This is a genomic window from Nocardia nepalensis, from assembly GCF_048910785.1.
Lineage (GTDB): Bacteria > Actinomycetota > Actinomycetes > Mycobacteriales > Mycobacteriaceae > Nocardia > Nocardia nepalensis.
Genome location: NZ_JBKBET010000020.1, coordinates 238,111 through 263,361, shown reverse-complemented (window position 1 = coordinate 263,361; position 25,251 = coordinate 238,111). Strand labels below are relative to the sequence as shown.

General features: G+C 66.7%; 29 protein-coding genes. 12 read left to right on the top strand and 17 right to left on the bottom strand.

Going from position 1 to position 25,251, the window contains the following annotated elements; genetic code table 11:
• Window positions 1-2: 2 nt before the first annotated feature.
• Window positions 3-1,178, bottom strand: a complete 1,176-nt coding sequence (locus ACHQ4I_RS12445; RefSeq protein ID WP_420771864.1) for a serine hydrolase domain-containing protein — start codon at window positions 1,176-1,178, stop codon at window positions 3-5.
• Between the two features lie 319 nt (window positions 1,179-1,497).
• Here ACHQ4I_RS12445 and ACHQ4I_RS12440 point away from each other — a divergent pair, with 319 nt between their 5' ends.
• Window positions 1,498-2,397 (top strand): phosphotransferase family protein, encoded by a 900-nt coding sequence (locus ACHQ4I_RS12440; protein ID WP_420771863.1) that lies wholly within the window; start codon window positions 1,498-1,500, stop codon window positions 2,395-2,397.
• 55 nt (window positions 2,398-2,452) lie between these two features.
• Here the strand turns inward: ACHQ4I_RS12440 and ACHQ4I_RS12435 are convergent, their stop codons facing one another.
• Complete coding sequence (locus ACHQ4I_RS12435) at window positions 2,453-3,202, bottom strand: SDR family oxidoreductase (RefSeq protein ID WP_420771862.1); 750 nt, start codon at window positions 3,200-3,202, stop codon at window positions 2,453-2,455.
• 102 nt (window positions 3,203-3,304) lie between these two features.
• Here ACHQ4I_RS12435 and ACHQ4I_RS12430 point away from each other — a divergent pair, with 102 nt between their 5' ends.
• Complete coding sequence (locus ACHQ4I_RS12430) at window positions 3,305-4,168, top strand: helix-turn-helix transcriptional regulator (RefSeq protein WP_420771861.1); 864 nt, start codon at window positions 3,305-3,307, stop codon at window positions 4,166-4,168.
• On the opposite strand, the gene ACHQ4I_RS12425 is transcribed toward ACHQ4I_RS12430, so the two are convergent.
• Complete coding sequence (locus ACHQ4I_RS12425; RefSeq protein WP_420771860.1) at window positions 4,169-4,510, bottom strand: cupin domain-containing protein; 342 nt, start codon at window positions 4,508-4,510, stop codon at window positions 4,169-4,171.
• A gap of 79 nt (window positions 4,511-4,589) precedes the next feature.
• Here ACHQ4I_RS12425 and ACHQ4I_RS12420 point away from each other — a divergent pair, with 79 nt between their 5' ends.
• Entirely contained in the window at window positions 4,590-5,999 is a 1,410-nt protein-coding gene (locus ACHQ4I_RS12420; RefSeq protein WP_420771859.1) for an aminotransferase-like domain-containing protein, read from the top strand.
• A gap of 49 nt (window positions 6,000-6,048) precedes the next feature.
• Here ACHQ4I_RS12420 and ACHQ4I_RS12415 read toward each other — a convergent pair whose 3' ends face one another.
• Entirely contained in the window at window positions 6,049-9,075 is a 3,027-nt protein-coding gene (locus ACHQ4I_RS12415; protein WP_420771858.1) for an AfsR/SARP family transcriptional regulator, read from the bottom strand.
• A gap of 51 nt (window positions 9,076-9,126) precedes the next feature.
• Window positions 9,127-9,324, bottom strand: a complete 198-nt coding sequence (locus tag ACHQ4I_RS12410; protein WP_420771857.1) for a hypothetical protein — start codon at window positions 9,322-9,324, stop codon at window positions 9,127-9,129.
• A 128-nt stretch (window positions 9,325-9,452) separates the two neighbouring features.
• Between ACHQ4I_RS12410 and ACHQ4I_RS12405 the strand changes: the two genes are divergently transcribed.
• From ACHQ4I_RS12405 to ACHQ4I_RS12395, 3 genes are all read left to right on the top strand, one after another.
• Window positions 9,453-9,848: an ankyrin repeat domain-containing protein gene (locus ACHQ4I_RS12405; RefSeq protein WP_420771856.1), complete on the top strand. Its 396-nt coding sequence runs from the start codon at window positions 9,453-9,455 to the stop codon at window positions 9,846-9,848.
• A gap of 106 nt (window positions 9,849-9,954) precedes the next feature.
• The gene (locus tag ACHQ4I_RS12400; RefSeq protein ID WP_420771855.1) at window positions 9,955-11,223 is read left to right on the top strand and encodes a glycosyltransferase 87 family protein; all 1,269 of its coding nucleotides are present in this window, start codon (window positions 9,955-9,957) and stop codon (window positions 11,221-11,223) included.
• 67 nt (window positions 11,224-11,290) lie between these two features.
• Window positions 11,291-12,199 (top strand): EamA family transporter, encoded by a 909-nt coding sequence (locus ACHQ4I_RS12395; RefSeq protein ID WP_420771854.1) that lies wholly within the window; start codon window positions 11,291-11,293, stop codon window positions 12,197-12,199.
• A gap of 4 nt (window positions 12,200-12,203) precedes the next feature.
• Here the strand turns inward: ACHQ4I_RS12395 and ACHQ4I_RS12390 are convergent, their stop codons facing one another.
• A complete protein-coding gene (locus tag ACHQ4I_RS12390) occupies window positions 12,204-13,127 on the bottom strand; it encodes a QcrA and Rieske domain-containing protein (protein WP_420771853.1) in 924 nt (307 codons plus the stop codon).
• Between the two features lie 323 nt (window positions 13,128-13,450).
• Between ACHQ4I_RS12390 and ACHQ4I_RS12385 the strand changes: the two genes are divergently transcribed.
• Both ACHQ4I_RS12385 and ACHQ4I_RS12380 read left to right on the top strand, forming a co-directional pair.
• A complete protein-coding gene (locus ACHQ4I_RS12385; protein WP_420771852.1) occupies window positions 13,451-14,164 on the top strand; it encodes a helix-turn-helix domain-containing protein in 714 nt (237 codons plus the stop codon).
• Between the two features lie 104 nt (window positions 14,165-14,268).
• Window positions 14,269-14,676, top strand: a complete 408-nt coding sequence (locus ACHQ4I_RS12380) for an META domain-containing protein (protein WP_420771851.1) — start codon at window positions 14,269-14,271, stop codon at window positions 14,674-14,676.
• 8 nt (window positions 14,677-14,684) lie between these two features.
• Here the strand turns inward: ACHQ4I_RS12380 and ACHQ4I_RS12375 are convergent, their stop codons facing one another.
• Genes ACHQ4I_RS12375 through ACHQ4I_RS12365 form a run of 3 tightly spaced genes read right to left on the bottom strand, consistent with a single transcriptional unit; the run spans window position 14,685 to window position 16,234 of the window.
• Window positions 14,685-15,338, bottom strand: a complete 654-nt coding sequence (locus tag ACHQ4I_RS12375) for a TetR/AcrR family transcriptional regulator (RefSeq protein WP_420771850.1) — start codon at window positions 15,336-15,338, stop codon at window positions 14,685-14,687.
• Window positions 15,335-16,018 carry an SGNH/GDSL hydrolase family protein gene (locus ACHQ4I_RS12370; RefSeq protein WP_420771849.1) on the bottom strand — a complete coding sequence of 228 codons (684 nt, stop codon included), beginning with the start codon at window positions 16,016-16,018 and terminating at the stop codon, window positions 15,335-15,337. Before ACHQ4I_RS12370 ends, ACHQ4I_RS12375 begins: the two co-directional genes overlap by 4 nt.
• 27 nt (window positions 16,019-16,045) lie before the next feature.
• Complete coding sequence (locus ACHQ4I_RS12365; protein ID WP_420771848.1) at window positions 16,046-16,234, bottom strand: hypothetical protein; 189 nt, start codon at window positions 16,232-16,234, stop codon at window positions 16,046-16,048.
• Window positions 16,235-16,595: 361 nt separating this feature from the next.
• On the opposite strand from ACHQ4I_RS12365, the gene ACHQ4I_RS12360 reads away from it, so the two are divergent.
• The gene (locus ACHQ4I_RS12360; RefSeq protein ID WP_420772660.1) at window positions 16,596-16,886 is read left to right on the top strand and encodes a hypothetical protein; all 291 of its coding nucleotides are present in this window, start codon (window positions 16,596-16,598) and stop codon (window positions 16,884-16,886) included.
• Here ACHQ4I_RS12360 and ACHQ4I_RS12355 read toward each other — a convergent pair.
• The 3 genes from ACHQ4I_RS12355 to ACHQ4I_RS12345 are packed head-to-tail and all read right to left on the bottom strand — an operon-like array spanning window position 16,883 to window position 18,601.
• Window positions 16,883-17,425 (bottom strand): thioredoxin family protein, encoded by a 543-nt coding sequence (locus ACHQ4I_RS12355; RefSeq protein ID WP_420771847.1) that lies wholly within the window; start codon window positions 17,423-17,425, stop codon window positions 16,883-16,885. The genes ACHQ4I_RS12360 and ACHQ4I_RS12355 overlap by 4 nt on opposite strands.
• A gap of 60 nt (window positions 17,426-17,485) precedes the next feature.
• The gene (locus ACHQ4I_RS12350) at window positions 17,486-18,445 is read right to left on the bottom strand and encodes a threonine/serine dehydratase (RefSeq protein WP_420771846.1); all 960 of its coding nucleotides are present in this window, start codon (window positions 18,443-18,445) and stop codon (window positions 17,486-17,488) included.
• Window positions 18,446-18,472: 27 nt separating this feature from the next.
• The gene (locus ACHQ4I_RS12345; RefSeq protein ID WP_420771845.1) at window positions 18,473-18,601 is read right to left on the bottom strand and encodes a hypothetical protein; all 129 of its coding nucleotides are present in this window, start codon (window positions 18,599-18,601) and stop codon (window positions 18,473-18,475) included.
• Between the two features lie 320 nt (window positions 18,602-18,921).
• Here ACHQ4I_RS12345 and ACHQ4I_RS12340 point away from each other — a divergent pair, with 320 nt between their 5' ends.
• Together ACHQ4I_RS12340 and ACHQ4I_RS12335 are read left to right on the top strand one after the other, a co-directional pair.
• Entirely contained in the window at window positions 18,922-19,398 is a 477-nt protein-coding gene (locus ACHQ4I_RS12340) for a hypothetical protein (protein WP_420771844.1), read from the top strand.
• 51 nt (window positions 19,399-19,449) lie between these two features.
• Window positions 19,450-20,160 (top strand): helix-turn-helix domain-containing protein, encoded by a 711-nt coding sequence (locus tag ACHQ4I_RS12335; RefSeq protein ID WP_420771843.1) that lies wholly within the window; start codon window positions 19,450-19,452, stop codon window positions 20,158-20,160.
• Between the two features lie 4 nt (window positions 20,161-20,164).
• Here the strand turns inward: ACHQ4I_RS12335 and ACHQ4I_RS12330 are convergent, their stop codons facing one another.
• The 3 genes from ACHQ4I_RS12330 to ACHQ4I_RS12320 form a co-directional block, all read right to left on the bottom strand.
• A complete protein-coding gene (locus ACHQ4I_RS12330; RefSeq protein WP_420771842.1) occupies window positions 20,165-20,560 on the bottom strand; it encodes a VOC family protein in 396 nt (131 codons plus the stop codon).
• Window positions 20,561-20,608: 48 nt separating this feature from the next.
• Window positions 20,609-21,022, bottom strand: coding sequence for an arsenate reductase ArsC (locus tag ACHQ4I_RS12325; RefSeq protein WP_420771841.1), 414 nt, complete (start codon window positions 21,020-21,022; stop codon window positions 20,609-20,611).
• A gap of 341 nt (window positions 21,023-21,363) precedes the next feature.
• Window positions 21,364-22,269, bottom strand: a complete 906-nt coding sequence (locus ACHQ4I_RS12320) for an oxygenase MpaB family protein (protein ID WP_420771840.1) — start codon at window positions 22,267-22,269, stop codon at window positions 21,364-21,366.
• A 109-nt stretch (window positions 22,270-22,378) separates the two neighbouring features.
• On the opposite strand from ACHQ4I_RS12320, the gene ACHQ4I_RS12315 reads away from it, so the two are divergent.
• On the top strand, window positions 22,379-23,125 hold the full coding sequence (locus ACHQ4I_RS12315; RefSeq protein WP_420771839.1) for an SIR2 family NAD-dependent protein deacylase: 747 nt from the start codon (window positions 22,379-22,381) through the stop codon (window positions 23,123-23,125).
• A gap of 21 nt (window positions 23,126-23,146) precedes the next feature.
• Here ACHQ4I_RS12315 and ACHQ4I_RS12310 read toward each other — a convergent pair whose 3' ends face one another.
• Complete coding sequence (locus ACHQ4I_RS12310; RefSeq protein WP_420771838.1) at window positions 23,147-24,442, bottom strand: D-arabinono-1,4-lactone oxidase; 1,296 nt, start codon at window positions 24,440-24,442, stop codon at window positions 23,147-23,149.
• Between the two features lie 55 nt (window positions 24,443-24,497).
• On the bottom strand, window positions 24,498-25,172 hold the full coding sequence (locus tag ACHQ4I_RS12305; RefSeq protein ID WP_420771837.1) for a TetR/AcrR family transcriptional regulator: 675 nt from the start codon (window positions 25,170-25,172) through the stop codon (window positions 24,498-24,500).
• Window positions 25,173-25,251 lie beyond the last annotated feature (79 nt).

Sequence of the window (25,251 nt, the reverse complement as noted above, 5' to 3'; positions counted from 1 at the left end):
CGCTAAATACGGGGCGCGCGGTCCGGCACCAGAAGTTTGCCCAGCTCGACGCCGATGGGGATGGCGTTATCGGTGTTGGCGTCGGCCTTCGGCCCGAGCGAGCAGTACAGGACGATCGTGGTCTTGGTTACCGTGTCGTAGAAGACCACACCGTTGTACCCGCCGAACGCCGGGTTCATGAACAGCCAATCGTCGATATGGACAACCCCGAAGGCGAAGTACTTTTCCTTGGTCAATGGGCCGAGCCCTGCTGTCGAGGGCGCCATCATCTCCTGGAAGGCGCCCTCGTCGAGCAGTTTGCCGTCGGCGAGGGCGCGCACCCAGGTGACGGCATCGGTGACCGTGCTGTTCATATTGCCGCTGTGCAGGAACGCGGTGGGATTCCAGAATGTGGAGTCTTCGAAGACGCCGCGCTCGTTGGTGTAGCCGTGCAGTATCGGTTCGACCATCTGCGGCGTCAGCATCACTCGGCTCCGCTTCATACCGAGCGGGTCGAGTATGCGTTGCTGGATCAGCTCGCCGAGCGTCTTACCGGTGGCCTTCTCCAGCACCACACCGAGTACGACCAAGTCGCTGTGGGCGTAGGAAAAGCTGGTACCCGGCGCGAACAGCGGCGGGCGCGCATTGGCCAAATCGAACAGTTCCTGGCTGGTGAATCCCTTGATCGGGTTCGCGTAGAAGATCTTCAGAAACTCGGGGTCGGTCACGTAGTCCGAGATGCCGGAGGTGCCATTGGCGAGGGTCCGCGGCGTGATCTGGTCGGCACGGGGGAACTCCGGCACCCACCTCGCAATCGGTTCGTCGAGACGGACCACGCCTGCCTTATCCAGCTGCAACAGCACCGTCGAGAGCATCGGTTCCATCGGCTGGCCGACGCGCACCTGCATATCGGGCGTCGCCGGAACTCCGAGCGGGGAGCCGCCGAGCGCGCCCAACGCGATCTCCTTGTCACCGCGCCACACGTCGAATACGGCGGCGCTGAGATCGAGCTCGGTCATCTTGGCGCGGACGACCTGCACGATCCGCGCGGCTTCGGGGCTATCTGTGCGCGGAACCGTCGATTGTGCTCCGGCTCCACCGTTGTGATCCGATCCGCAGGAGACGGTAGCGACCGCGACAATGACGGTGAGCGCAACCAATGCCGCGCTGTGGATCCACCGGCGAATCGGAACACTCATATCTGGGTGACCCCTTCATATGCACGAATTTCGTGGGAACCGCCGCAGCCGAATTTACGCGCCGCCGTCGGGGGCTCGGAGGATATCGCGACGTAGATGGCGAATGAGTCCAGGTGCCGCCGCCGCGGTCGTCTGTCCCGACAAATAGCGACCACTTCGCCCGAGTTCGTCGTCGGGAATGTCACCCGCAATTCCGCGCCGAGACCGTGCGAGTCCGCACAGCGACTTTCGGGCGACCTTCTGGTCGGTACGCTAGTAGACACATCAGACTTGTTGTGATTCAACGTAATTCGTGACATCGAGCCCCTACCATTGGGCTATGACCACAATGCACCTGGGCAATGGGACGTGGTCGGTTCTGCGTTCCGCGTGTGTCAGCGTCGGCATGAATGCCGCAGGCGCGCAACCACTTCGGGTCACCGAAGAGGTCGACTGCGAGTTGCCTGGTGGTGTGGTTGTGCGGATCTGGGCGCCGGGTCAGGAGGGGGCCGCAAGACGTACGGTCGATATCGCGCGGTGGTTGGAATTCTCCGGTATTCCGGTGGCGCAGGTGGTTTCCGATATTCGGCAGCCGGTGGTGGTCGACGGTCGCGCGGTGACCTTCTGGCATGTGCTGCCACAGCACCGCGCGGGCACACCCGCCGAGGTGGCCGCGGCATTGACACGGCTGCATGAGCTTTCGCCGCCGACCGATCTGCAGCTCGGGCAGGTGGCGCCCTTCGTCGGGCTCGATGAACGCATTTCCGCCGCGCACACCATGAGTGCCGACGACAGGATCTGGCTGCGCGGGCGTTTGGCGGAATTACGCGGGCGGTGGGCGGCACTGCCGACCGGTCGACCCTGGGGCGTGATCCATGGCGCCGCGTGGAGCGGCAATGTCGTTGTCGCCGAGGACGACAGCCTGATCCTGCTCGATCCGGGACATCTGTCGATCGGCCCGCCGGAATGGGATCTGGTGCACGCGGCGATCGAGTGTGCGTCGTTCGGCTGGATTACCGAAGAGCATTACGCGCAGTACTGCCGGGGCTACGGCAGCGATGTAATGCGCTGGGGCGGTTTCTATCTGCTGCGCGATATCCGGGAGTTCCGGATGGCCACGATGGCCGCGCAGGCGGCCGCCGCGAATTCGGACTATCAAGAGCAGGCAGATCTCCGTTTGGCCTGCATCCGTGGCGATATCGGTCCTCGGCCGTGGAGCGGCTGGACGGCGCTGGCGTGACCGGCGTGCGCGGCAAAGCGGGCGGGCGACCGAAAGGCCGCCCGCCGCATCGGTTTCAGCCCTGTTGCGTCGGCACGACGATCAGCTCGGCCACATTCACCCGCGGCGGCGCGGCCACGGCGTAGACGATCGCATCGGCGATATCGTCGGGGCGCAGGATTTCCAGTTCGCTACGCCACTGGTCGAGCCCGGCGCGCTGCTGCTCATCGCGCATGCCATCGCCGAGTTCGGTTCCGACGAAACCGGGTTCGATATTCTTCACCCGGACTCCGCGTGGGCCGAATTCCGCGCGCAGATTGCGGGTCAGGTGCGCGACCGCGGCCTTCGTCGCGGTGTAGACGCCGTAGTTGGGGAAGACGAGGTGTCCACCGATCGAGCCGACATGCACCAGATCCGCGGGGCGGCTCGCGCGCGCCGCGGCGAGCAGGTCATCGATGAAAGCCCTTCCGGTGTAGAGCAATCCGTTGAGATTGGTGCCGACCATCTGATCCCATTCGTCGGTGTGCGCGGCTTCGAACGGCGCGGCGAGCATGACGCCCGCGTTCGCGACCACGACATCGACCGGACCGAATTCCGCGCGCACCGTCGCCGCGGCATCGCGTACCGACTGTTGATCGACCACGTCGGCGACCACCGCCAGGGTCGATCCGCCGATCTCGGCCGCCAGCTCTTCGATCCGATCCTTGCGCCGGCCGAGCAGTGCGACCCGGGCGCCGTGCTGTGCGAGCCGGCGGGCGGTGGCGGCACCGATGCCACTCGATGCTCCGGTGACTACGGCGATGCGGCCTTCGAGGTTGTTTGTCATGACCACCACGTTCGTGGCCGCCACCGTCACCCGCCAGGCTGCGGACTTCCTGGTAGCGGCAGGGCCACCCAGGTTCGACCCGGCTGCCCTACCCTCGGGTGCATGGACTCCGAGAACCGTTTGGGCGTATTCCTGCGCGCCCGCCGCGAGCTGGCGCGCCCGGAGGAGTTCGGAATTCCCGCTGGCGGTCAGCGGCGGGTGGCCGGGCTGCGCCGTGAGGAAGTGGCAATGCTCGCCGGTATGAGCGCCGACTACTACGTGCGGCTGGAACAAGGCCGCGATAAGCATCCGTCCGAGCAGGTCGTCGAGGCATTGGCCCGGGTCTTCGCCCTCGACGAGGAGGGGGTCGCGCATCTGCGGGAATTGGCGCGACCGAGCGCGCGGCGCAAGCGGGCGCCGCGCCGCCCCGAGCGGGTCGCGCCCGGTCTGCTGCGGCTGATGGCCGGCTGGCCGAATACGCCCGCGCTCGTCCTCGGCCGCCATATGGACGTGCTCGCCGCGAATCCCTTGGCGACCGCGGTCAATTCGTGTTCGACTCAGGGCGTCAATATGGTGCGGGCCATCTTTCTCGATCCAGCGGCGCGCGACTGCTATGCCGACTGGCCGACCATTGCCGCCGATACCGTCGCCAGTCTGCGCGCCACCGCGGGTGCGGACCTCGACGATCCGCGCCTGACCGAACTGGTCGGCGAATTATCGTTGAAGAGCGAGGATTTCCGGCGGCTGTGGGCCCGCCACGACGTGCGGGTGAAAACCGCTGGCGTCAAAGAGTTCCGCAATCCGCTCGTCGGCGATCTCACGCTGTCCTACGAAACCTTCACCGTCAACGGCACTCCGGGGCAGATCCTCATCGCCTACCATGCCGAGCCGGGGTCGGCGGCCGAACGCGCACTCGCCCTGCTCGGCATGATCGTGGCGGGGGAGACACCCGAATCCGCTGCCGTCCCGGTCGATTTCGAGAAATAGTCAGTTGCCGTACTGCTTGGTCTCGGGCCGCTCGACCAGCACGACATGCGCTGCGGTATCGGCCACCGGACGATGCCGAATTCCCTTGGGTACCACGTAGATTTCACCGGCAGTGAGGGTCACCGGTGTGCGTTCTTCGAGCTCGATGCGGAAGGTGCCATCCCAGCAGAGGAACAGTTCGTCCTCATCGTGGTGATGCCACGGGAATTCGCCCTCGAGGCGAGCGACCTTGACGACGGTGTCGTTGACCTGTGCCAGCAGGGATTGCTGAAAGGGGCCGGGCAGTGCCGCGATGGCGCGATCGATGGAGACCGCCTGGGTGGTGATGGTTTCTTCGGTCATGGGAACGATCCTCGGCGGGGCCGGTGCGCGCGGACAGAGCCAATCCGGCAGAATTGGTTTGGAGATGGAGCCAATTGCTGTGACGGAACGACTCGGCCGCTGGTCGTCGGGTCGCGGACCGCTGTATGTGCTGCTGGCGGCCCGGCTGCGGCAGCTGATCGACGACGCTGAGCTGTCGCCGGGCGCTGCCCTGCCGCCGGATCGGGTGTTCGCCGCGCAACTCGCCGTGGGACGGAGCACGGTAGTCGCGGCCTATGACCTATTGGAGTCCGAGGGTCGCATCGTCCGGCGCCGGGGGAGCGGCACCCGAGTGGCCGGGGCGGCGACGGTACCCACACCCGAGACGACCGGTGCCCCCATGTTCCTGCATCTGCTGGAGCCGCGACCCGATGTGATATCGCTGGCCTGCGCCGCGCCCGACGGCCCGCCACCGGAGGTGGCCGAGGCGTATGCGCGGATCCTGCCCGAATTGTCCTCGACCACGGCCGATATCGGTTACTACCCGGGCGGCCATCCGGCCCTGCGCGGGGCCATTGCCGAGCGCTATGCGCAACAGGGCGTGCCTACGCGGCCGGATGAGGTGCTGGTTACCAATGGCGGCCAACAGGCGCTGTCACTGCTCGCCCGCGCGTTCCTGCGTCCCGGTGATCGGGTGCTGCTGGAAACCCCCACATATCCGGGCGCTTTGGAGGCGTTTCGCGAGGCGGGAGCGCTGCTGCATCCGCTGCCGATCGGGCTCGACGGATTCGAGGCGACCGCCCGCACGCACCGCGCCGCGCTCGCCTATGTGACCCCGACGTTCCAGAATCCGACGGGCGCGGTGCTTTCCGCGTTGGTGCGGCGCCGGCTGGTGGAAGTCGCCGCCGCCGTTGACGTTGCGTTGATCGCTGATGAAATCGTCGCCGATCTGGGCTTTCCCGGTGCAGACATACCGCCGCCGTTGGCCGCCGAAGCCGCCACCATCATCTCGATCGGTTCGCTGAGCAAGAACATCTGGGGTGGGTTGCGCGTCGGCTGGGTCCGCACGTCGGCGGCGACCATCGCCCGCCTGACCCGCCTGCGCGCGGTACACGATCTCGGCGGCAATCTCCCGGCTCAACTGGCCGCCGCCCACCTGGTGCCGCGGATCGACGCCCTGTGCGCGGACCGTGCCGCACAACGCGAGTCGTGTCACGATCTCGTGCTGGCCGCCCTGTCCCGGCAGTTGCCCGACTGGTCGGTGGCGCCTGTCCGCGGTGGTCAGACCCTGTGGATCCGCCTGCCGCACGGCGATGGCAGTTCTTTCGCGCAGACGGCGCTGCGCCATGGCGTCGCGGTACTGGCCGGCAGCGGCCTCGACGTATCGGGGCAGAGCGACGACTACATTCGCATACACTTCCGGCATCCGCCGCAGACACTCACCGAGGCCATCGATCGCCTCACCAGCGCCTGGCACGCCTACCGCCCGCCCAGCCGGACCACAACGGCGCCACCGGCTCTGGCGGTATAGCCGAACGACGCCGCTACCGGCTCAGCAGATCACCCCGACGAGTCGTGGCTCATGAATTCGCATGCGAGAGCAGGAATTCGATGGCGGCAGTAGGTGCCAGAGCCGCCGTGCTGTCGAAGGCCGCCGTGAATGCCTCGGCGCCGAGCGCTTCGCGGGCCCGCTCGGCCGGTGCGACGAGATTGTCGTAGCCACGCCGGTCCACGGTGCCGAGCATGGCGGCCGCCGCACCGAGTAAACGGGCCGCCGCGGTGGGCTCGTCGCGCGCGGCCAGCGCGGCGTACAGGTGGGCGAACATCGCCGAATCCTGTGGCTGCGCACCGCTGGCTGATTCGCCAGGGCTGATGAGACCCGTGGTCGCCGCGTCGAGCACGCGTCGCGCCGTCGCGGGGTCGTCGTCCAGCATCGCGATGAGCGCCCGAAAGACCGAACTGCGAGCCCGAATTCGGGTGCCGAATGCCGTACGCGCGAGCCCGGCTTCGGCGCGATCCAGTTCCCGCAGCGCGGCTTTTCGATCGCCGCGACGCAGCAGATACTCCGCGTATGCGAGCCGCACATATACGCCGGTGCCGGGTTCGCCGGCCGCCTCCACATGCTGTCGAGCCCGCGACAGTGCGATCTCGGCGCGGTCGAGTTCGCCGAGTCGCGCCAGCGCTGTGGCCAGTTCGGCGCAGACGGCGGCCGCGTCGCCCGTACTTCCGAGCTCTTCGAAGGCCTCGGCGGCACGGGTGAGCGAGGTGATCGCCTGCGGCAGATCGCCGTGCAGCATTTGGTCATCGGCGATCGACTGGAGCGTGGTCGACAGACCGAACCGGTCGCCCGCCGCCTCGAATTCCGTGCTGGCGGTGGCCAATTGCTCGGCACTCGTCCCGCCGAGCAAGAGCGTCATGCCGCGTTCCCAACTAGTGAGCTCCGGCCACTCCGGTACCGAAGGCATCGACCCTTCCAAGAACGCGGGCGCGACCAACAAGACGGTCCGAGCGGGTCCTGTTGAGCTCCTCGAGATCTCCAGACCGGCCGCCACCGCCTGCCTCCCGTCTTCGATCGCACCGGCCTCATACCGCGACAACCCGTCGAGCACAGCACGCAACGCCCGCAGCTCATCCGGCACCTCATCCCGGATCTCCAGCACGGCCCGCGTCCAACGCAGCCGTTCGCTGTGGATCCCGCGCAATGTCCAGTACCAGAACATCGCGGCGATCAGCCGGATACCGAGCTCGGCATCACCGGTATCGACCGCGAATCGCAGTGCGGCGGAGATGTTGTCGCGCTCGGCATCGAGGCGCGCGAGCGCGTCGAGCTGATGCGCGGTCCGCAGTCCGGCCTCCGCGGATTCGGCGAGCCTCAGGATGTAACCCACGTGCCTACCGCGAACCGCGGCCTCATACCCGGACTCCGCCAACCGCTCCAGCGCATAGGACCGGATCGTCTCGAGCATCCGGTACCGCTCGCCGCCCCGCTCGACCAGCGACTTGTCCACCAGACGGGTGAGCAGATCGAGATCGTCGATTGCATCGAGGGTCGCACCCGCCGGGAATACCGCAAGCCACATGGCCAATTCGCGTTCGGGTTCCGATAGTGGCGCCCAGCTCCATTCGATCACCGCGCGCAGTGTCCGATGTCTGGCCTGCGCGGTCCGGCTGCCGCGACCGAGCAGCGTGAACCGATCATCCAGCTTCGCCGCGATCTGGCCGACCGATAATGCCCGCAGCCGAGCCGCCGCCAACTCGATCGCCAACGGCAGTCCGTCGAGCCGTCGGCAGATTTCCACCACGGCCAGCGCGGTGCCCGCATCGAGCGCGAAATCTGGGCGCACCGCCCGCGCGCGCTCGACGAAAAGGCGTATCGCCGGGAAGCTTTCGGCTTCGGCGGCATCGTCGGGCCAAGGCAGGGGGCGGATCTGGTGGATGTGTTCGCCGTCGATCGCGAGGGATTCCCGGCTGGTGGCCAGCACCCGCAGCTGCGGACACGCGCCGAGCAGCCGGTCAGCGAGCTCGGCAACCGCATCGACCAGATGCTCGCAGTTATCGAGGATCAGCAGAACACGTTGTCGCGCAAGGTATTCCGTCAACCGGTCGACGGGCTCGCCGGCCGATGGCTCGAGCAATCCGACCTCCCGCACCCCGATCGTGGTGCGGACCGCCGAGGCAACCTGTTCCGGATCGGTCACCGCGGACAGCTCGACCAACCAGGCCGCACCGTCGACCCGCTCGGCAACCTCGACGGCGAGCCGGGTCTTGCCCGCACCGCCCGGTCCGACAATGGTGATCAACCGAGCCGTCTCCAGTCGCTCGGTCAGCTCGGCCACATCGTCTTCACGTCCGACGAAACTCGTTACCCGCGAACGCAGATTGGTGCGGCGGCGGGCCGTCGTCGGTTCCTGCCGCAATATCGACAGGTGCAGTTCGGTCAGCTCGTGGGACGGATCGATGCCGAGTTCGTCGCCGAGCCGATCCCGGGTGCGTTCATAGGCCGCCAACGCGTCGGCCTGTCGACCCGCCGCGTAAAGGGCGCGGATCAGCAGGCCCTGGATGCGTTCGGTCAGCGGATGCTCCTCGGCCAGCACGCGCAGCTCGTCGAGAACGTCGTTGCCCGCGGCGACCTCCAACCCGAGCCGGTGCACGCCCGCGTCGAGCCGCAACTCGTCCAACCGCACCGCCGCATCGGCCGCGAACCGCAACTCGGACAGCTCGCTCAGTGCCTGGCCGCGCCACAGATTCTCGGCCTCGCGCAACGCCGCCAGATCGCCGGACTCCCGCCCGGCCGCGGCCAGCCGTTCGAACCGCACGACATCCACATCGACGGGATCGACGACCAGCCGATAGCCGGGCGCCCGCCCCTCGACGCGCGCGGTGCCGACCGCACGCCGGACCCGAGACACCAAGGCCTGCAAGGCATTAGCGCCGTTATCCGGCGGGCGCCCATCCCAGATCGCGTCGGCGAGCACATCGGCCGCGACCACCCGACCGGGTTCCATGGCGAGCCGGGCCAGCAATGCGCGCACCTTGACCCCGGCGATCCGAATCGGCAGGTCCTCGTCATCGCGGACCTCGAACGGACCCAGCATCAGAACACGCACGGCAATAAGCCTGCCGTATCGGGCAGGGGAGACGAATCGTCGGTGGAGTCGCTAACGACTGTGCGGCAGGATGCCGAGGGTTACTGTCAGTCCGGCCGCGATGCATCCGGCGGCGGCCGCTGTGGTCGAGAGGGATCGGGTGATGGTTGCGATGCCAGCCACGAAAATCAGGCAGGTTACCGAGGCCAGCAGCGCAGTTCCGCGATCGACACCGGCGAGGCGGTGCGGTCGCTTGTGCGTCACTGTCATGGTTGGGGGGTACCCGATCGCCGAGTTATGAAACTGTTATCGGCAGCGGCCGCCCAGTAACGGAACGGTGCGGGCATTCGGCCGCGACCTGCCGTCTTCTGCGCACCTCAGGTGGTAGTACTTGGCAGATGGGCACTGACAACACGGACGCGGAAATGGTCGAACTCGCCAGCAAGATCTTCGATCTCGCTCGGCAGGGTGATGCCGAGCGGCTCACTGCCTACCTCGATGCCGGTGTCCCGGTGAATCTCACCAACGATCACGGCGACACCCTGCTCATGCTCGCGGCCTACCACGGTCAGCGCGACGCCGTGCAGGTCCTGCTCGCGCGCGAAGCCGACCCGAACCGGGCCAATGACAAGGGGCAGACCCCGCTGGCGGGTGCGGTTTTCAAGGGCGAGACCGAGATCCTGCGCGCCCTGCTCGCCGCGGGTGCGGATCCGGATGCCGGAACCCCGTCCGCGCGGGCCTCGGCCGCCATGTTCGGCAAGAACGATCTGCTGAGCCTGTTCGAGGCATCCTGAGGCGCCCGAATCGCCACTGGCAGGAACGCCGATTCGGACGCGTTCGCGCGGGTCGGTATAGTCGCCGCGGATGAGCAGTGTCCCCACCCCAGATAGGTCGAAGCCCGTGAACCGACGATTCGGGCGCGTGGTGTGGCTGGTGCCGGTGCTACTCATTGCGTTCGCCACCTGGTGCCTGACCAAGCCACTGTGGCCGTTCCATCGGATCACCGGTGGTTTCATCGACCTGCAGGTGTACCGGCTCGGTATCGAGGCGCTGCGCGACGGCGCGGATATGTACGGCCAGCTGCCGCAGACCACCATCGGCATCGGCCTGCCGTTCATCTACCCGCCGTTCGCCGCACTGGTGCTGAGCCCGTTCGCGCTGCTGCCATGGAATGCCGCGGCCTTCACCTTCTTCATCTCCTCGACGCTCGCGCTGGCCGTCACGCTGTACCTGGTCGCGCGGCGGCGCTGGCCCGAACACGGCGGGCTGCGGCTCGCGCTGCTGGCCACCTCGTGTGCGACGCCGCTGGCCATGCTGCTGGAGCCGGTCCGTTCGACGCTGGACTTCGGCCAGGTCAACCTGCTGCTGATGGTGCTGGTGGCCGCCGACACGCTGACCGAGAAGCCGAAGTGGCGGCGCGGCATGCTGGTCGGCGTGGCCGCCGCGATCAAGCTGACCCCGGCCGCGTTCGTGCTGTACTTCCTGGTGCGCCGCGACTATCGCTCGGCCGTAACGGCCGCCGTCACCGGTGCGGTGGCGACCGCGCTCAGCTTCGCGGTGCTGCCCAAGGAATCGGTCAACTACTGGTTCGGCGGTCTCGGCAATGTCTCCGGATTGAGCGGCTCGTCGTTCCACACCAACCAGTCGATTCAGGCCGTGCTCGCCCGGTTCGGCGTGGAGAAGCCGTTGTTCACGGTGCTCTGGCTGCTGCTCAGCGCGGCGCTGCTGGTTCTGGTGGTCGCGGCCATGCGGCAGGCGGCCGATGCGCCGGCGCTGGCGCTGTCGATCAACGCGGTCTTCACGCTGCTGGTATCGCCGATCTCCTGGTCGCATCACTGGGTGATGATCGCGCCCGCGCTGTTCGCGATGGTCTGTTACGCGAGCACGGTGCCGCGGAGCCGGGCGATCGGGTGGTATGTGGCGATCGTGGTGACCGCGGCGGCGTTCGTATACGGGCCGCAGAACTGGATGCCCGGCGATAATCGACGCGAATTGTCGTGGACGCCTTGGCAACACCTGTGGGGGAACACCTACGTGTGGTTGAGCGTGCTGCTCGTCGCGGTGTATCTGGTGGGCAGTAGGCGCGCGAAGTCGCTTGCGGCCGAGGCGGATTCCGCGCGGGGAGATGGCGATCTCGTCGATCTGGCAGGTCCTCGCCCCGCGTCCTGATTTCCGCGCGGTCCGTTGACATTGTGCGGATGATGGAATTTCGGTTGTCGGATGGAGGGTGTGCCGAGTGGTCGCGATCGATCTCGAACGGAATGTGAAGTCGGCGTGGCCGGTTACGGCCATGCGCGCGGTGCGCGAGCGCGGGCTCGGCGGAGTGCCGCCGACGGCGTTGGTGCTGATCGGGATCGTGAGCGTGCAGGTCGGCGCGGCGCTGGCCAAGCAGTTGTTCAGCGCCACCGGGGCCGCGGGCGCGGTCACGCTGCGGCTGTTCTTCGCCGGGATCGTGCTGTTGGTGGTGTGGCGGTCCGGGTTGCGGATCGAGCGGCGTGCGCTGCCGGTGGTACTCGGCTACGGCGCGGTGCTGGCAAGCATGAATCTGTGCTTCTATCAGGCCATCGATCGGATTCCGCTCGGCATGGCGGTCACCCTCGAATTCCTCGGGCCGCTCACCGTCGCCTTGGTGGGCTCGCGGCGGTGGTCCGATCCGGTGTGGGCGGTGCTCGCGGGCGGCGGGGTGCTGCTGTTGACCAAGGCGGGCGGGCAGGTCGGGTGGTCCGGAGTGCTGTTCGCCTTGGCCGCAGGAGCCTTGTGGGCGAGCTACATTCTGCTCAGCGCCGCACTCGGTGACCGCACCACCGGCGGCGGAGGTCTGGCCATTGCGATGGCGTTCGGCGGCTTGCTCATGGTCCCGGTCGGCATCGCCGAGGCGGGTAGCACCCTGTTCCAACCCTCCGTGCTCGCCGCCGGATTCGCGGTCGCGATGCTGTCGTCGGTACTGCCGTATTCCGTGGAACTCGAAGCGCTGCGGCGCATTCCAGCGCGCGTATTCGGCGTGCTGATGAGCCTCGAGCCCGCGGCGGCCGCCCTCGCCGGACTGATCGTCTTGGGCCAGATCATGAATCCAGGACAATGGGCGGGCGTCATCTGCGTCGTGGCCGCATCCATCGGCGCCACCCGAACCGCCCGGCGGAAGTAATCCGTCAGCAGCCCGCGCTACCGGGCGCGAAGATCGGTACCTCACACCACCACGGTTTGATCACCGGCGGCGTCGCCGGTGCGCCGGCGACGATCCAGTCGCCTTGCACCGATACCTCGCGCCGGGACAGCGGTTCGTTGGCGGGGCCCGTCGCGACGGAGCCGTCGAGATTGAATTTGCTGCCGTGGCAAGGACAGTTGATGGTGCCGCCCGCGATTTCGTTGAGGGCACAGCCCTGATGGGTGCAGATCACCGAGAAGCCCTGGTAATTACCGGGATTCGGTTGGGTCAGCACGGTATCGCCGAGGATGAGTCCGGAGCCGACCGGTATGTCGGAGGCGCGGGCCAGGGCGTTCTCGGGTGCGCCCTCCTCGACGACCGGCGCCGGTGCGGGTTGTTCTGGGAGCTGTTGCTGGGTGGCGGGTAGCGGTGCGAACGCGCCCGCGACGATCCATTCTCCCTGCACGGAGATGGTGCGTGCGGCGAGCGGCTGGGTGGCCGGACCGGTGGCGACGGATCCATCGAGGTTGAATCTGCTGCCATGGCAAGGGCAATTGATCGTGCCGCCGCTGATGGTGTTCACAGCGCAGCCCGCATGCGTGCAGATCACCGAAAAAGCCTGGTAATTACCGGGACTCGGCTGGGTGACGACGGTATCGCCGAGCAATACTCCGGAGCCGATCGGCACATCGGAGGTGCGGGTGAGCGCGGTGCCCGACGCCGGTTCGGGGCCCGCCTGCACCGACTCGGTCGGCGGCGGTTCGGTGGTGGGAGCGGCGGCGACCGAACTCGATGTCGTCGTTCGCGCTGCGGTGGAAGTGGTTGTGGGCTGTATCGACGAGCGCTCGCTCGTCGAGCAGGCCGCGGCGAATGCCGCGGCCCCTGCCCCGATGACGATTGTTCGACGGTTGAAGTGTTCGACACTCATCGCGACCTCGGGTTCTCGACACTTTGTCCTAGGTGTTACGAGATAGCCGCCGATCCGGTTCGAGGTCGTTTCGCATTCGCGCGGACTTTGGCGCTGCCTACCGCCCGGCTGAGACTGGGACCGGGCGGGGCAGCTACCGGACATTGAACGGAATGCTCCTGAGACAACCACCAAGTGTTCGATGAGACTGTGCTGAGAAAACCTGCGGTGCTCACGTGAGTTGCGGGATCGGAACGCCTTGTTGCGAACGACAACGGGCGTAGCATTTCTTCTTGCCGTGTTGTGCCGATGGGAGGCCGCGGTGCGGAGGAAGGCGGGGCGCGATGGTCGAGAGTCCATCGGCTGACGGAGCGGGCCGCGGGGTGCTCGATGCCGGTTTCCAGATCCTGGACGCGATTTCGGCCGCGCCGGAGGGCTGTGGGCTCTCGCAACTGGCCCGGACCACTGGATTGGCGAAGGCCACCGCGTATCGGTTGGCCGAGCAGTTGGTGGCGCTCGGCGCGGTGCAGCGGGTGGAGCAGCGGTACTTCGTCGGCGAGCGGGTGGCGGAGTTGGGGCGGCACTGGCAGGCCGCGCCGATGCTGCGTCGGGCCGCGCAACGGCCGGCCCGGGTATTGGCGGCTTTGACCAATTCGACTGTCGCGGTCTGTGTTCTCGATGCGGGCGAGGTCCGGCTGGTGTCCGGGATCAAGGGCGCGGAATTCTTTCTCAATACCAGCGCGGACCCCGAGCTGTTGTATCGGACGGCGCTGGCGCGGGTCCTCTTCGCGGGACGTGCCGACAACACCGTCCCGCCACCGACCTATTCGCCCGCCGAATGGCACCGGGTGCGCACCGGAATCGCCGATGCCGGAATGGTTTCCGTCGACCACCACGAGCTGATCGCCGGAATCTGTTGTGCCGCAGCGGCGATCCGTCAACCCGGCGTGTGCAATGCGGCCGCCATCAGCTGTATGTCACTCTCGCAACATTTTCCACCGAACCTGCCCGGTCTCGTCGCGCACGCCGCGCGCGAAATCGAGAAGAATCTGCGCTGATCGGTTCGCTCAGTGGACCGGGTTATTCAGCCCGCTGAGGGCGGGAATCAGGATAGGTGGGCCGTCGTACGCCGTGAGTAAGGGCTGAGCCGCATATGAACGCAATGTCGCGTATCAATTCGATGACCGGTGGCGGTCGGGAGACGGGTGCGTACGACTCCGATCTTTGGGGCCACCGCTACGTCTCCTCATCCGTCACCGAGAATGGCCGACCACGATTTCTGGTCGGCGGCACCCGGATCACCCTGTGGTTCGTCGACGAAACCCGCCGCCTCTCCGCCCACGCCGGCGGCAACACCGTGATGTTCGAGGTGGACGCCGACAGCGGCGTCCTGAAAACCCGCTCCCCGTTCTGCACCGTCCTGTCCTACCCGCGCGAACTCACCGACCAGGACACCTGGCTGACCGAATTCCTCCTGCTCGCCCCGGCCTGGACCACGACCGAGGGCACCCTCATCCTCACCGACGGCCGAATCCGCATCGAACTGCAGCAAACCGCCGACTGCCCCTGATCGGCCGCTCAGGCCGGCGGGGTGAGAAAGCCTTCGACAACTCGGCGGATCTTGTGCACCACATCGGTATCGCCCAGTCGCAGTGCCGTATTGGCCGCCCACAGGACGGCGTCGATCTGGAAAGCGACGAGATCGGCATCCAGATCGGCGATTTCGCCCGCATCGATGGCGTGCCGGAGTTCGTGGGCCATGGTCGATATCCAATCCCGCTGGTCGCGGACCAGCGCATCGCGGACCGGCCCCGGTCGGCTATCGAACTCCGGCATATTGGCGACGATGTAGCAGCCGCCCGCGAACAGCGGCGTCTCGGCGTAGCTGATCCAGAACTCGATCAACGCGCGAAGGCGTCGCACGCCATGGGGTTGCGCGCGTGCGGGGCGGATGACGGCGTCGATGAACATCTCGCGGGCGAGGTCGAGCGCCGCCAGCTGCAGCGTTTCCTTGGTCTTGAAAAGCGTCTGTATGCCCGCCTTGCTGAGGCCGGTATCGGTGGCCAGTTTGCCGAAGCTCAAGCCTTCGAGACCGTCGAGCGAGGCGGTGTCGACGGCCTGGCGGAGCACGAGTCGGCGACTGCGCGCCCCGCGCAGCAGACGCTTGTCCTCGGGCCCACCTGCCACCCGGCCACCACCGCTCATCGAATCGCTGCGCGATGCTCCACTCATTCGTTCACTCGCTTACCGAGTTGGTGTGCAAGGGTTTTGACGACCTCGGCCGCCATGACCGCCTGCCCCGAGGCGGAGAAGTGGATGCGGTCGGCGCTGAGCAGGTTCGCGCGGTCGTTGATCGGGTGATCCCACATGTCGACGACCAGTGCGCCGTATTCGGCGGCGAGGCGGCGGGTGATGTCGTTGACCGTCCGCACCCGCTCGCGCCAATCCGGAAAGACCGGCACGACATATGCCTTGCCCAGCGTGAAGGTCGTCAACTGCGCGCCGGTTCCGGCGGCGAAGCGGTACATCGCGCGCAACGTCTCCTCGATCTCGGCGAAATCCGGTGTACGCCGCACGATATCGTTCGCGCCGGACGGCACGTGGAGCAGGTCGGGCGCGAAGTCGGCCAGCCGATCCGTCTGATGCCGCAGTGTCTGGGCGGTGGTCGCCCCATCCTGTGCGGTGTTGAGGTAAGCCAGATCGGGGTGGACGCGGCGCAGCGTATCCGCGACGCGATCGGCCCAGCCCATGCTGGTGTAGCCGGGACTGGGGTCGCCGGTCCCGGCCGACAGGCTGTCGCCGATCACCGCGAACCGCCGCCATGGTGCGTCGAAGAGCAGTGCGGCCGCGTCCAGCGGTGCCAGGCAGAACGGATCGGTTTCCTCGGTGGTCGGGAGCGTCGCCGTCGTCATATTCAAAGAATACGTCCGATCGTATGTTCAAACAAGGGTCCTGGCGGCACCCATTGCGTGCAGCAGATCGTCCAGGGTTTCCTGCTGGTCGGCGGTGAGTGAGGTCAACGGCGACTGGCCGCCGAGCACGTTTTTCGCGGTCGCCATCGCGACCGTCATCCCGACGGCCGAACCGGGCCAGGTGGCGTCCACGGTGACGCAGGTGGCGCTCGGCATGAATCCGGGCATAATCGGCGGCACGCGGTCGGCACCGCCATCGGCCAAAACCTGGGCTGGCGTGCGACATTCGCATCGGCGGCGCTCTGCGCGGACGTCGCACTTCTGCTGGTGCTGCGTTTCCCGCCGACGCTGCCGATGGCCCCGAGCGGATCGGTGCTGGGCGAGTTGCGCGTATTCGCTGACCGCGGTGTGCAATTGGCGATTGCGCTCACCGCGCTCGCAAGTCGGTGTTCCAATCGAGCTGACCGGTATGTCGTTGAATCCAGTTGCTGCACAATCTGTCTCGAGCTGACGGGCTATCATCTCGCTAGACGCTCTACGGCGTCGCCGACATCAGAAGAGGGGTACGACTGTGAGCATGATTCTCGCCGCGGCACATGACACCTATGGAGCAGTCCTGGCCCAGCTCGGCAACCCGACACCGGAGGCGCCGCCCATCTCGGACAAGATCCTGCAGATGGTGCGCTACTTCACCTGGTTCATCCTGCTGGCTGGCATCACGGCCATCACCTACGCGGGCGGTCGGTTCGCGTGGGAGAAGTGGTCCGGCGGCGGCCTCCAGTCACCGAAGATGGTGGCGGGAGCCATGATCGGCGGCGTCGTCGCGACCAGCGCCGGCACGATCATGAATGCGGTGATCGGCACCTAGTGCCGCCATTTTATGGAGCAACCCATGCTCGGCCGATGCGGTTCGGGCACGGGTGCTCCGGCGAGCACATTCTCGATCGCGGCGCGTAATTCGTTGCCGGTCACCGGCTTACCGTTGCCCGGTGTGGATTCGTCGAACGCGCCGCGGTAGGCGAGTTCGAGGCGCGCATCGTAGAGGAAGAAGTCCGGCGTGCATGCGGCGTTGAAGGCTCGACCCACCTGTTGTGATTCATCGATCAGGTAGGGGAATTTCCAACCCGCGCGGTCGGCCTGGGCGCGCAGCCGATCCGGTGCGTCGTCCGGGTAGGCGTCGGCGTCATTGGTGCAGACCGCGACCGTCGGGATCGCGAGCGTATCGAGTACTTCGCCGAGCTTCGACTCGAGGTGCCGCACATACGGGCAGTGGTTGCAGGCGAAGATGACCAGGAGCCCGGGCCCGGCCGCGTAATCGGCGCGGGCGTGGACGTGACCGTCGAGGTCGGGCAGGGCGAAGTCCGGAGCGGGCGTTCCGACCGGGACCATGAGGGATTGGACCGACATGAGGTGCCTCCATCCGAGTCGTAATCGAGCTTAGTGCGCCCGGCCCGGGCTCGACCCGAATTACCGCGTCAGGTCCGAGGGATCGGTGTTCGCGCCGCACAGCACGACACACACTCGTTCGCCGGGTTCGGGGCGGTATGCGCTGGTGGTCAGGGCCGTCAGCGCCGTTGCGGCGGCGTGTTCGACGGCCAGGCGGCGGTCGTGCCACAGTTTTCTGCGGGTCGCGATGATGTCCTGGTCGGGCACCAGAATCGAGGTGACGTCGTAGTTCTGGGCCGCGTGCAGCGCCAATTCCGTGGCGCGGCGGGCGCCGAGAGAATCGGCGGCAACCGAGTCCACGGGTACGTCGACGATCCGCCCGGCCTCGATGGCGGCGTGCAGCGCGCGGCAGTTCTGCGGTTCCACCGCGATCGTGCGGACGCCGTAGTGATCGGCGGCCGTGGCGATTCCGGCGAACAGACCACCGCCGCCGACCGCCACGACCACGGTGTCCAGCCGGGGGAGCTGGCGGTGGATCTCCATCATCAAGGTGCCCGCACCGGCCGCGATATACGGGTTGTCGTAGGCGTGCGAGAGCAAAGCCCCAGTGGTGTCGGCGTATTCGCGACAGGCGGCGAGTGCGTCGGCGTATTCGGCACCGACCAGGCGCACGTCCGCGCCGTAGCCGCGCAGCCGCTCGACCTTCACGGCCGGGGCGGTGGTCGGCAGGAATACCGTCGCCCGGACGCCTTGGCCGTGTGCCGCCCACGCGCAGGCGAGTCCGGCGTTCCCGCCGGAGGCGATGGTCACGCCCGCGTCGGGCAGCGTCCCGTTATCGCGGTGCGCCTGGATGAAGTTCCGCGCGCCACGGGCCTTGAACGAACCGGTGTGCTGCATGAACTCCAGCGCCAACCACAGCTCGCAGGATTCGGATCCCCTCGTCGGGATCGCCTCGCTTGCCCCGAGGGCGACGGTGACCGGCAGCACGTGACCGGTGATCCGATCGGCGGCGGCCTTCACATCCTGGTAGCTCAACTCCATCTGCACTCCTCCGCACCTCATCTTGCCCTAGGCACGCTGCAATAGAGCGAGGAGATCCGAGAGGTGGCGGTCGTAGGCCGCCTGGTCGAAGACCGGGGTGTCGCGCGTGGTGAAGCCGTGGCGGGTATTCGGGTAGACCACCGAGGTGTAGCGCACATGCGCGGCGTCGAGGGCCTTTCGAGGCGGGCTATCTGTTCCGGCGGCATCGAATCGTCCTGGCTCGCATGCGCGATCAATAGTTCGGCGGTAATGCCAGCGGCGGCATGGTGCGGACTGTCGGGTTGTTCGTCCATGGCCAAGTGGCCGCCGTGGAAACTGGCCGCGGCGGCAATAATCGCGCCATCCGGATTTTCGATATTGGTCGAGTCCTCCTATTTGCGAACAAATTGCTGATTTTCGCGCCATGTAGTCTGCGTCAATCTGGAAGTTGTAGTCATGCTCTGTCGAAGAGAGGTTGACCGGTGAAACTGATCTGGATGACAGTGACGACGGCGTGGCTGGCCGTCGCCGTGGCGGGATGTTCCGATGACAAGTCCACGACGGCCGCGCCGACATCGTCCGCGGCGTCGGAATCGAGCTCGGTGAGCGCGACGCCCGTCGCGACCGAACACGAGGAACCCGGCAGCGGTGTGCGAATTGCGCTGGGGGAGACCAAGAAAGTGCCGATTCCCGCCGATGCGGTGATGGATATCAAGGTGCCCGTGGACTGGGGCGCCGCGACCGCGAGCCTGCGCTGCACGGTGACCGACAGCACCGGACGCAACGAAGACCTACGTTCGACCAACACCAAGAAACAGGAAACAATCGGCGGAATAGAGTGGATGACCCTGTGGACCTTTTCCTCACCCGCGGGCGCAGAGGTCACCGTCGGCTGCAAGGATCCGGAGTCCAAAATCGCCGCGGCCGATAGTCCCGCGATCCGCGTCACGCCCCGCGGCATCACCCCACACTGATCCGGATCAGGCACTCGTCTTTCCGGAAACGCCGCGGGTAGCCTCGGATTCGTGGCAGAGGTGGTGCCGGGGTATCGGGAGCGGCGGTCGCGGTTCGCGGACGCCGTGGTGTGGACGAATACCAACACCAGCGGGGCGGCGACGTTGCCGGTGCTGCCGGATGGCTGTATGGACCTGCTGTGGAGTGATGGCAGATTGCTGGTCGCCGGGCCGGATACGCGGGCATATATGGCTGATGGCGGGGCTGGGAAGCGGTGGGTGGGGATTCGGTTCGCGCCGGGGACTGCGCCCGCGCTGCTCGGGGTGTCCGCGCACGAGTTGCGCGATGAGCGGGTCGAATTGGCGGATCTGTGGCCGTCGGCTGCGGTGCGGCGGCTCGCGGAGCAGGTTGGGGCGGCCCGGGATCAACCTGCCGCACTGGAGGCGATCGCATTGCGACGGGCCTACGACACCGAGCCGCCGGATCCGGTGCTGCGGCGGATCGTCGGGGCGCTCGACGCCGGATGGTCGGTCGCGGCGACGGCCGAAGCCGCGGGGCTCGGGGCGCGGGTGCTGCATCGACGCTCGCTCGCGGCGTTCGGCTACGGGCCCAAGACATTGGCGCGGATCCTGCGGCTGCAGCGCGCGCTCGCGATGGCCCGCGGCGGAGTGCCGCTCGCGGACACCGCATTCCGCACCGGATTCGCCGACCAAGCCCATCTCGCGCGGGATGTGCGCGAACTGGCCGGAATGCCGTTGAGCGAGTTGCTCACTCGCTCATAGCGCTTCAGCTGGGCAGCGTGGCGTACAAGTCGACGCTGTTGCCATCCGGATCCAGGATCGTCGCGTAGCGCTGGCCCCAGAAGGCGTCCCATGGCTTCAGCTCGCCGCGGTACCCGGCGCCGACGAGTTCGTCGTAGACCGCGTCGACCTCGGCGGGGTCCGCGCATTGGCATGCCAGCCCGATCCGGCCCGCCGACGTCGGCCGCTGCCAGCCGGCGTGGAAGGACTCGATGACCGCTTCGGTGTCCAGCGTGAACCGCATACCGCCGGCCAGTGCGGCCTCGTTGTGCCCCTCGCTCTCCGCGCCCTCGGGGAACTCGAGACCCAGGCGCCGGTAGAAGGCGAGCGAGGCGCTCATATCACTGACGACAATGCCGACGACGTTGAGTTGTGGAGTCATATCCGCAGCGTATGCGGCACGTCGGCGGGCGTCTTGAACAAATCGGACTCAGCAGGCGGTGGCCGGAATCAGTTCGGCGATCAGGTTCTCCACCAGGATGCGGATCCGGTCGCGGATCGAGCGCACGATCGCGATGTCCTCGCCGGTCGGATCGGGCAGCATCCAGTCGCGATAGCTGATGCCGGGGAAGAACGGACAAACGTCGCCGCACCCGATGGTGACGACGACATCCGACATCGCCACCGCGTCGACGGTCAGCAGTTTCGGCGCGTGCGCGGAGATGTCGATATCGAGTTCGGCCATGACCGCGACGGCGGCCGGGTTGAGTTCGTCGGCGGGCGTGCTTCCCGCGGAACGCACATCGATGCGGTCACCGGCGAGCGTTTCGAGGAATCCGGCGGCTATTTGCGACCGGCCCGCATTGTGGACACAGACGAACAGCACGCTGGGCTTGTGAGCCATGTGCGGGAAAACCTTTCAGGCTGGCGAATCGGAGCTGCGCTGTGGGATTCGAATGTCTGGGCGCGATGTCGGAAATGTCGGGCAGGGTACACCGGGTCTGCGTCGTAGGGTGCGTGATACGTATACCAGGACCGGGCGAAAGTGTTTCGCAACGAGGGGCCGACACTGCACGCCAAGGCATCTCGCGGACCGTCGCCCGAGAGTCGTTGTGGCGCGCGGGATATGGACCGATAAGAAACCGGCCGGTCAGAAATTATGCGTTTTGCCTGCATACAACGGGGCCCGCGGTGCCGTAGCGGCAACCGCGGGCCCATCGGCGCTCGTCGCCGAGCGCGCAATCCTCACATGGGACGCAAGTTGATGACCTTGCGCAGTCGCGCCCGGTCGCGCTCCAGGCGACGCGCCTCGTAGGCGATCGGGAAGTAGCGCACCCGCTCGGGCAGCAGCGGCACCGTGCGCGCGATGAACCAGCCCAACGCCTTCAGCTTGCGCTCATCGGACTCCGACCAGGTCAGTCCGAGCTTGCGACGCGCGACCTCCGGAGTGGTGCCGACGGTGACGAAGTACTGCAGCCGTCCCACCGGCGATACGACGCGCTTCCAGACCGGCCGCAGTGCCCGCGGCAGTTGGCGAGGCGGTGCGATGGACTGGATAACCTTCAGATAGTCGTGCGCGGTGCCGGTCTCTTGCAGGTGGTTCTCCACCATATCCGTGAAGAATTTCTCGAACTCGGCGTAGTTCGCCGGAATCTCCTTGGGAGCCACCGAGAAATTGCGCATGAGCTGCACCGTCTCCTGGTAGTACGCGTCCTTCTCGGCGGCCGTGAGCGGGCGGCGGGAGAAGTACTCCGCGTTCTCGGTGAAGGCGAAGGTGCCGGTGTGCAGGACCCAGGCCCACGGTCCGGAGGCCAGCGCCTTGTGCCGTACGCCGTCCGGGGTGGTGGTGTTGAGCGAGGCGTGCATCTTGCGCAGTCGATCCGCCTCGGCGATCGCCTCATCGCCGCCGTAGATCCACATCATGACCGAACCGATGCTGCGCACCGCGCGGCCGAGCGGATCGGTTCGGAAGGTGGAGTGTTCATCGACCACGGCGGCGATGGTCGGCTCCATGGTCTGCAGCAGGAATGCCGATCCGGCGGTCAGGGAGAAGGTGATCAAACCGGTCTCGTCCCACATTCGGGAACCCGGTGCGAACGGGCGGCGCTCGGGTGCGGTCCGCGAAGTGATGTCGAGTGCGGCGGCGGTCATTGCGATCTCCTTTGATCAGCCGTTCCAAGAGCCTGAGAGACTCAGTGTAACAATCTCTCATAAATTGCGCGCTGGGCACTGCTGGACCCGCGCCCTAGGCTGATTCGATATGACGACCGACTGGCGCAAACGGGACGGGCGGATCGGCGTGCTCACCGGCGCGGGCATCTCCACCGATTCCGGCATACCGGACTTCCGTGGCCCGCGCGGTGTGTGGACGAAGGATCCCATCGCCGAACTGCTGTCGACCTATGACGCCTACCTCGCCGATCCGGAGCTGCGCAAACGATCCTGGCTGGCCCGCCGCGACAATCCGGCCTGGCAGGCCGAGCCCAATGCCGCGCACATCGCGCTCGCCGACCTGGAACGCGCCGGGCGCACCATCACGATCATCACCCAGAACATCGACCGGCTGCACCAGCGCGCCGGATCCTCGCCCGGCCGGGTGATCGAGATCCACGGCAATATGTTCGAAGTCGTCTGCGTCGGTTGTACATACGAGACCACCATGGCCGCCACCTTGGCACGCGTCGCCGCGGGCGAGGCGGATCCGCCGTGTCCGGCCTGCGGCGGCATCCTGAAATCGGCGACCATCATGTTCGGTCAACAGATGGACCTCCGCACCATGACCAAGGCCGCGCTGACCGCCGAGGCCAGCGATATCTTCCTGGCCGTCGGCTCCTCGCTGCAGGTGGAGCCCGCCGCGTCGATGTGCGCGCTCGCCGTCGACAGCGGCGCGGACCTGGTCATCGTCAATGCCGAGCCGACGCCTTACGACGGCATCGCCACCGAGGTCATCCGCGAACCCATCGGCACCGCGCTTCCGCGCCTGGTGTCCGAAATGCTGTCCAGTTGACCGCGCCGAAGACGCGGCAAATCAAACACAGCCCAATACGCGCTCTATGTAGGCATTGGTGAAGCGGCCCTTCGGATCGAAGCGGCGGCGTACCTCGGCGAAGCGATCCCAGTCCGGATAGCGGGGCCGAAGCGTCTCCGCGGTCTGGAAGTGCCGCTTACCCCAGTGCGGGCGGCCGTTGTACTTGTCGAAAACCGCTTCGCACGCGCGGAAATACGGTTCGAAGTCCATCCCGCGATATTGGTGCACGGCGATGTAGCAGGTGTCGCGGCCGCCGGCGGGGGAGAGGAAGGCGTCATCGGGGGCGACCCAGCGCACCTCGATCGGCATGGGCGTATCGAACCTCGTCGATAGCTCCTTGATCTCGCGGATGGCGGCGACGGAATGCTCGCGCGGGATCGCGTATTCCATTTCGGTGAAGCGAATCAGGCGGGGCGAGGCGAAGACTCGATACGAGCGGTCGACCTGGCGCCGGTAGCTGCCCGCATACGCCGCGCCGCGGTGGATCCACGGCACCAGCCGCGGCTGCCGCTTACCGAGTCGGCACAGCACGTCAAAGGTGTAGTTGGACATCAGGATATCGGCGAACCAGTCGGCGGCCTTACCGCGCGGCTGCTCCGGCAGGTCGACGGGGTTGTTGCGCTTGGTCATCGCCAGCGGACTGTGCCCGAACATGTAGAACTCGAAGTGTTCGTTGCCGTCGACATAGGAGTCCAGATCCGCGAGGACCTCCTCGACCGGCACCGGCCGTTCGATCCCCTCGAGCACGAACGACGGCACCAGTTGCAAGGTGACCGCGCTGACCACGCCGAGCGCTCCGACGCTGACCCGTGCCGCGCGCCAGCCGTCCGGGTCGGTCTGCTCGTTCACCTCGACCCGGCTGCCGTCGGCGAGCACCAGTTCGATGGATTGCAGTGCGGCCGAGAGGTTTTGCAGCCTCGCACCGGTGCCGTGGGTGGCGGTGGCGGTGGCGCCCGCGATGGTCTGTACGTCGATATCGCCCAGATTCGGGAAGGCCAGGCCGAGCGGATGCAGAGCGGTGCTCGCGGCATTGAGGGTGATGCCCGCCTCGACTCGCACGCGGCCGGTCTCCCGGTCCACGGTGAGGATGCGGTTCATCTTCGACAGGTTCAGCAGGATGCCGTCGGTGAGTACGGCATCGGTGAAGGAATGGCCCGCTCCGGCGACGCGTACCGTCTGCCCGGTGGTTGCGGCGCGGCCGATGATCGCGGCCAGTTCTTCGGTGTTGCGAGGGGTGGCGATGACATCCGGAGCGCAGTGTTGATCCCCGGCCCAGTTCCCCCACGAGTTGGTCATGCGTCCAACTTTAAGGGACCGACGGAATACGCGCTAGATATGTCCGATTTTTGCGCTAGCGCTTACGGCCCGCGCAGGCGAACGACTTGGCCTGTTCGACTTCCTCGTCCGTCAATGGAGGCACCGGTAGCGGTCGGCGTGGCGCGGTATCGCTGCGGACACCGTTGAGCGCGATGGCCATATAGCGCTGCCAGGTATTGGGATTCACCGGCTTGGAGAACTCGGCGAGCGCGTCGACCATATGGATCAGCGCGAAGAAGTCCGAGGGTTCGATATCGGGCTGCAATGCGCCCGAGTCGCGCGCGCGATCGATGACCGCGGCCACGGTCGGCTTGATCCGGTCGCGCAGCTGCGCGAAGCGGTCCATATCCTCCTCCAGCTCGAGCATGACCTCGCTGAAGCCCCGATTGGTGGCCAGGTGGGTGCAGGCGTATTCGAAGAACTGGACCAGACCTAGCCAGGGGTCGGGATGTTGTGCCGCGGCCTCGGCGGCGACGGCGAACTCGCCGACGTTCTGTTCGAAGACCTCGGCGATCAACTCCTTCTTGTTGGCGAAGCGCCGGTAAACGGTGCCGACGCCGACCCCGGCGCGTTCGGCCACGTCGTCCAGGGTGATCTCGAGTCCGTGATCGGCGAACAGCTGGCGGGCTGCCTCGACGATGCGCTGCTGATTGCGGGCAGCATCGGCGCGCAGACGCCGAGGTGGAGGCACGGTAGTGGCGTGATTCACAGGAACATCCTAGCAATAAGCGGGATTAAGCGGAGGTGTTGTCTCCGTTATTGTGTTAGCTTAACTCGGTAAGCGGAGG